The organism is Novosphingobium organovorum (genome assembly GCF_022832435.1).
GTDB lineage: Bacteria > Pseudomonadota > Alphaproteobacteria > Sphingomonadales > Sphingomonadaceae > Novosphingobium > Novosphingobium organovorum.
The window spans coordinates 1-7086 of the sequence record NZ_JALHLF010000142.1 but is presented as its reverse complement, the minus strand read 5'-3'; the positions used below and the strand labels follow the sequence as shown (position 1 = coordinate 7086).

Sequence of the window (7086 nt, the reverse complement as noted above, 5' to 3'; positions counted from 1 at the left end):
CCGGCGAGCTGCCCTGGCACGCCGCCATCGGCGCCCCCTACGCCCACGCCACGGCCCCGCTGCGCCGCCTTGCCGACCGCTACGTCCTCGAGGCCGTGCTCGCGCTGGCGAACGGCCGCCCTCTGCCTGACCGACTGTCCCAGGCCTTCGCGGCGCTGCCCCCGGTGATGGCCCGCGCCGGATCGCGCGACGGCCAGATCGAACGCGCGGTCATCGACCTTGCCGAAGCCACCATGCTGGCCCCGCTCGTGGGCACCGCATTCGAGGCAACGGTCATCGACGTGCGCGGCGAACGCGCCACCATCCAGCTCGACGACCTTCCCGTCATCGCCGCACTGCCGCTGCCCGGTGCCCTGCCCGGCGCGCACCGGCGCGTGCGACTGACCAAGGCCGCACCGCTTCAGCGCCACCTCGAATTCGAACCTGTCGACGAAATCGCGCCAATCGAACTTTCCGCTGCAAAACCCATTGCGTAAGGCGCCAGACGTTGTTACTGGCGCTCCTCCACACCGAAGGCCCGATGGCGGAGTGGTTACGCACCGGACTGCAAATCCGTTTACGCCGGTTCGATTCCGGCTCGGGCCTCCAACATCTTGTCAGCCGATGCGTGCTGATGATTGAAAAAACCCCGCATTTCCGTTAGTTTAAGGTCATTCGCTGGTTGTCAGCGATGGCCTCTGTTTGCGTGTGATTGCAGATGATGGGGGCCGGATTCGGGGGCCTCGTGAGTCCCCGTCAGAAGCGAGGCCCCCAATGGCGCTGACCGACACGGCAATCCGAAAAGCCAAACCCAAGGAAAAACCGTACAAGGTCACGGACGCGCAGGGCTTATATCTGTTGGTCAATCCGGGAGGCAGCAAACTCTGGCGCGTCAAATACCGTATGAACGGCGTGGAGCGAAAACTTGCGCTGGGGTCTTATCCTGAGATCACGCTTGCCGAGGCCCGTTCGGCACGCGACGCTGCTCGCAGACAACTTGCCCATGCCATTGATCCCAATGCTGCAAAGCGGCAAGCGCGCATCGAAGCGAGCATCCGTGCCAACAACAGTTTCGCCAGCGTGGCCGAGGAACTGATTGAGAAGAAGACGCGAGAGGGACTGGCGGAGCCGACGTTGGCCAAGATGCGCTGGTTCGTGAAGCTTCTTGGTGGAGATTTCGGAAGGCGCCCGATCACGGAGATCACGCCGCAGGAGCTACTGCACGAACTACGAAAGCATGAACGGCGGGGCCGGTTTGAGACTGCGAATCTGCTCCGGGCGTTCGCCAGCCGCGTGTTTCGCTATGGGGTTGCAACAGCGCGGGCCGAGCGTGACCCGGCCCAACTGCTGATAGGTGCGCTGACAATAGCAAGGGTGAAACATTTCCCCGCAATCACCGATCCAATGGTTTTCGGCGCGTTGCTTCGGGCAATCGAAGATTATCAAGGTGATCCCGCCGTAATGTATGCCCTGAAGCTCACGCCCCATGTTTTCCAACGGCCCGGCGAAATCAGGCATATGGAATGGAAGGAAGTGAATTTCGAAAAATCGGTCTGGGTCATCCCGGAAGGTAAGATGAAGATGCGCCAGCCCCATTCAGTGCCGCTATCCCGGCAGTCGCTGGCGATCCTCACCGATATGCGCTCGTTGTCCGGTTCCGGGCATTATGTATTCCCATCGATTAGGACGCGCGCAAGGCCGATCAGCGAAAATACGATCAACGCCGCATTGCGCCGCATGGGCTTTCCCAAGGACCAGATGACCGCCCACGGCTTCCGCACATCAGCCTCTTCGCTTCTGAACGAATCCGGTAAGTGGAATCCTGACGCGATCGAGCGAGCACTTGCGCATATGGTCGCAGGCAGCGTCAGGCGCATCTACAACCAATCGGCTTATTGGCCGGAACGTGTTGAAATGGCGCAATGGTGGAGCGACTATCTGGACGAATTGCGAGACGGAGGAAACAGATGACAGGCACCCCCGGAGAAGGATGGAAGACCTTCGCGAACGGGGACGAAGCCGACGATATTCCGCTCTGGCAAGTGCTGGCTCAATTCAGGTCGGACGATTTGGACGAAGGCTTGAAGGCGAACGCGGCCATCATCAATCAGGCCAGGCCGTCCGTCGCCAGATATTACAACGTCGCCTTCGTCGTCAGCTTCGCGTTTGGCTTTCTGTCCGTCCTCTTCCTGATCGGTCTTCTGATCTCGGCAGGGCATCCAGATACGACGAGCTTTTTCTTCTACGTCACATTGGCCATGCTGACCGCCACGATCGCGCCCCACCTCTTGCGGCAAGCAAATCAGTACGGCCTGGGCATCCCGGATGCTCCGCTGAACCTACCCCACGAGCCAGACCGACTTTTTGACGAGGTCCTGGGTTACCTGCAGCGGGTGGAAGGTCCGCAGGCCTACTTTGTCTCCCGCTTCCGTAAGAAACGGATTCCCCTCAAGCGCAGGCAGTTTTTTGGCAGGTTGCGTTACTTCCTGTTCTCCGAGCATAACAAGGATCGCGGCATGGTCTTGCGCTTCCCGACCGCGATGTCCCTCCCGGCCGATCTCTATCTTCATCGCGATGATGTCGAGAGAATGCTCGCGATGGGCAAACCGAAGCGCCGAGGCGGGCCAGGCCGGAACACCAAGTACCGCTATGACGAGGCAATTATCTCGTTGATCGGCGATCCCCGGCTAGGCGCGTTGGACCTGAAGGATCGGGCAGCGGCGGTCCACACCATCAAGGATTGGCTGTCCGAATGGTTCGAGGCCAACGTCGATGAGTCCGGCGATGTGCCGCGCCGGGATCAATTGACCCGTTATGCTGCAAAAATCTGTACGCATCTGGAAACAATCGCTTCCGCTAGGAACTGCTGACGGACGCATTTACGCCTCGCCTTAACTGACAATTGCAACGCGAATGACCGTTGGGTGTCCCTACGCCGTTGAGTTCTCCATTTCTGATTGAATGTCAGGAGAGGTTGCCGATTCTGCCCGGTCGCACGTTGACCGCCTGTGCCGAAAAAAGACCAGTGAGTTCCGGATTGCAAAATTGAAAAGCTGATCTCCTTACCGCCTGACGAATCCGACCATCTTTAGTAGAAATAGCCTGTGACGGGAGTGCAGTTTCCCCTACACTAGGCATTCGCACCGGTCACGATCGGCCGGTCAGGGGGACCATGCTGCCGACTGTTTTTCTTTCGCTTTCTGGTGTCGACGTAAACTTTGTCGCTAACGTCGAACGCAACATTCCACCCGGGATGGCCTACTTTTATCCAAAGAGCTTTGAGAACGGTGAGAATCTTATCTCTGCCATGGAGGAACGGGTAGCGGAGAGCAGCATTTTTGTGCTTTTTGCATCCCGCGCTTCAGTGGATTCCGTTTGGGTTCAATTCGAGATTGAGCGCGCACGCCTCAACAAAATTCAGAACCCAAGATTTCGATATCTTGTCTTCCCCGTCGAGCCCGGCGTCGATCGTGAGAAACTCCCGGACTGGATGCGCGAGGGGTGGGTTCCCTCGGCCGGTCACACCTCCAAAGACATTGCCCGCTACGTGCGCGGCGTACTTGCCAGCATGGCAGAACAAAATGGCACGGTCCTACCGCCGCACGGTCGGGGTGGTCTCATCGATAAGGCGCGCCGCGAATATCAGAATGCGACCTTCACCAACAAAGTCGCACCAAGCGTATTTCTCTTCTCGGGGCACGCGGGCATCGGCCGCCGGACAGTGAAACGACTCCTTATTCCGGTCCTCTTCCCGGCACGTCCGGAAATGGATTACGGGCCAGAGTTTGAACTCCCGGCACATGCCGATCTAGGTGACATTTACCGCGCCGTCCGTCAGGAGATGGAAGAGCATTTCTCCCTTCAAAAGTTCGAAAGTGCGTGGGCAGCCTTCAATGACTCTTCGACCGATGAGCAGGTCGACGAGGTTCTGCGATCAATGTGCCATTTTGCGGACCTTGGCCAAGCAGTAACGATTGTCATTGGATTTGGCCTATATGAAGATCGTGGCGAACTTAAACCCTGGGCGGCGACATTGTTGAGCGCCGCTGCGCGGTACGACCAACTCAAAATCTGCCTAATTTCCGGACGTCAGTTGAAGTTCAAGGATCTGCGGCCACTGCAGAATGTGCAACAAGTCAATGTCGAACATCTTGAGGCACCCGATATTCGGACACTGATCTTGGAAACAATCCCGATTTTCGGAGGAACTCCGGCCCTTCCAAACGACACCGTGATCCAGTCAATCGGTGGGCATCCGACGGTGGCGCGTTCTGTTGCACGTCTCATCGCATACAGTGGCCCAATGGTCGTGGACGGTGATCCAAAGCAACTACACGATATCCAAGAAGAAATATTGGCAGAAAGCCTAAGTTTCGATCGTCTTAAGCCGATAGAGTGTGACATTTTATCGATACTGAGCTGGGTGCCGCAGCTCAATGGACAGATGATGTCCGAAATCATTTGTAACCACCACGGCGTCGACCAGAAGGCGATGGTCGAGACAATCGAGTTTCTGATCGCCGGTTGCCTCATGCAGATAAGCGGAGCCAACTACCTCATTTCTGCGCCCATTCGTGGGATGTTCCGCCGAAAGCACGGCTACGGGAGTACCGAACTTCGGGCAATTTTCGCGCGGTTTTTGAAGGCTGAGTGGGAATCCGCAGTCAAGAACGACGAATTGAAAGCCGAGTTGTTCGACGCCTTTGTCTATATGACAGCGCTGGAGGGCGGCACGCTCCCCAAGGAATTCAAAGGCCTCCTGCTACCCTCGACCCTGCAAGACCTTGTCCGTGACGCCTATGATCGTCGTCACATCGACGATCACGCTCTTGATCGCGTCGTCGCTTGGGGAATGCCTGCCATCGACATGAAAATGGATGAGAATACCCGAGAGGAGATTCTGTCCTATCTTTTGCGTGCGCTGGTTCGCCTCGGCTCCTCAGACGCAAACGACGTGCTAGATTTAATCAAGGACCGTGGCTTTCGATCGGCTGCCTATCTTGAGGCATTTCTAATTCGACTTACCGGCGGCAACTTGAATGACGCTGTTCTTCTGCTTCGAGATGCACGCAGGATCGGAAAATATATGAACAGCGTGATCGCCGATCTTGCAATTTGCCTTAAGTTGCTTGGCCGATGGGCTGACTTGGATACGCTATTGCAAGAAGAAGTGCGCCGGGTTGATCGCAATCCGGTTCTTCTGGACATCAGGATTGGCATACTCGTTGCCGCAGGCGAATTCCCAGAGGCAGAGCGCGAAATTGGCCGACTGCGTGCCATGCCGTTTGATGATGGACGCGCGGATTCACGCACGGCAACGATTCTGATGAATCGCGATCATGATTTCGAGGGTGCCTATCAACTGCTGACCGCCGTGCTTAACCGTCAAACGCGAGGTGCGCTCGGCGTCCGCCGACTGCGTGCGTTGGCAGCAGCCCGAGGTAAGCGATATGAGGAGGCGCGGAGGGACGCGACCTATTTGCGCACACGACCCGGCGGTGAAGACACTTATCAGCGAATAGAAGCCGAAATAGCGCTCGCTCAAAAAAACTATGACGGTGCGGAAGTCGCACGGCGGAAGGTGCGTGCTGAAACGGTGCAAGATCGGTTGCTCGGCGCGCGCATTTTGGAGGCAAGAGGCTTAGATATTCAAACGCCTCTTGACCAACGCCAGGTACTTCTCACCGAAGCAGCTGCAATTCGGCAGGCGAACCGATCCGTCGACGAATACGATTTCGACTAGGCTTCGTTGCTTTTGTTCGTGCGAAAAGTGGCGTGACTGCAAGGTGGCTTCTATCGAGCAACGCCTAGTCCTGCTGAACGACGACTTCCGGAAACGCGGTTTTAGCAGTTGGACGACCACCTTCCGCAGGTCACCCCCCATTTTCATGAGGCTGCAATGCCCGCTACAGAACGCCAATTCGGATATTATCCAGTGCCTCTGGACCTTACGGCGGGGGCGATCTCGATCGAGACGCTACCGGAACTTGAACGCACTGTCGCGGACATCGAGAGCGACGAGTTAGTCGATAACGGTTGGATTTATGCGCCGCTGCAACGCGTCAAACCGCTGGGCGGAGAAGTTTTCGAACGTCCGTATTCTGCGCGTGTCTTTGGGCTCCCCAAAACACACAGGTTTCGACATGCCGCGCCCGACTGCGACGACCAGCTCGTTTTTCACCTCTGGGCGCTTTCATTCTTTACAGGAACGCGTCTGACTTCAGCAGAGGCAGGGTTTCTTGACGCCACGCCTATCAAGCCCGGAAAACTGGTGGACTTTGTTCTGCTCGGTCGAAGTTTGGAGTATGGTGTTGAAGTGGCGGAGACCTTTTGGCTCGCGCACCGATGTGATCAGCGTCGGGCCAAGCTGGTAGCTGCAGCAATCCATGCCATGTTCCTGGGCCAATATCCGCAGCTTCTCCAATTCGAGCGGTTTCTTCTGCTGTACTCGGCATTTGATGCCTGCTTCGCTTTGGCCGAAGCGATCCATCAGCCTAAAGGCAGGATAACGCACACCGCACGAGTGGAATGGATGTGTGACCGGTTTGGCATACCAGTTCCGGCTTGGGCGGCCACGAGCGCAACATCAAGGCCGGAACTAGCGATGCTACGCAATGCCGCTGTTCACGAAGCCATGTTCATGGGTGAGCCCTTGGGCTTCGCTTTGCATGGGGTCCACAAGCCGCAAAATCTTACACTGGAAATGAAGGCGCTGATCTGCCGGTTCATCGTAGCGCTTCTTGGCGCAAGCGCCGATGAGTATCTGCAAGCCCGCGTCGATACAAGGCAGCGGCAAGGGCTGCGTTTAGGGGAAGCACCGGGATAAGGCTCAACCTTGCCAGTCAGCGCGCTCGGAGCGGCGCTTCCCGATTAGAATTTTGAAGCGCGATCATGTCGGAATTTGACTACGCCGCTCAAGCTTTTCGGGCAATGCTTGAGCATTTCTGTCACCGGCGTCATCGGCAGACTTCTGCGGTTCTCCCATTGTTGGACGACCCACGGGCAATCATGTGCAAACTGACACGTCTCCCGCCGCGAATCGGCCAACATGGAGACACACATGTAAGCGTCTGCCCTAGCCCGTCGGTGACAGAAAATGCCCATTGC

Annotated in this window: 4 protein-coding genes, 1 tRNA gene and 1 pseudogene; all 6 read left to right on the top strand. The window is 57.1% G+C overall.

The window, feature by feature from the left end; all coding sequences use genetic code 11:
- Positions 1–476: pseudogene (locus MTR62_RS18995) on the top strand (RNB domain-containing ribonuclease); the annotation flags it as partial.
- Between the two features lie 38 nt (positions 477–514).
- Positions 515–588 (top strand) — tRNA-Cys (locus MTR62_RS18990).
- Positions 589–753: 165 nt separating this feature from the next.
- Positions 754–1950, top strand: coding sequence for a tyrosine-type recombinase/integrase (locus tag MTR62_RS18985; protein ID WP_244023898.1), 1197 nt, complete (start codon positions 754–756; stop codon positions 1948–1950).
- Positions 1947–2849, top strand: a complete 903-nt coding sequence (locus MTR62_RS18980; protein WP_244023896.1) for a hypothetical protein — start codon at positions 1947–1949, stop codon at positions 2847–2849. The genes MTR62_RS18985 and MTR62_RS18980 overlap by 4 nt, the downstream gene beginning before the upstream one ends.
- A gap of 302 nt (positions 2850–3151) precedes the next feature.
- Entirely contained in the window at positions 3152–5722 is a 2571-nt protein-coding gene (locus tag MTR62_RS18975; protein ID WP_244023894.1) for a toll/interleukin-1 receptor domain-containing protein, read from the top strand.
- Positions 5723–5830: 108 nt separating this feature from the next.
- A complete protein-coding gene (locus MTR62_RS18970) occupies positions 5831–6805 on the top strand; it encodes a hypothetical protein (protein WP_244023892.1) in 975 nt (324 codons plus the stop codon).
- Positions 6806–7086: the final 281 nt, after the last annotated feature.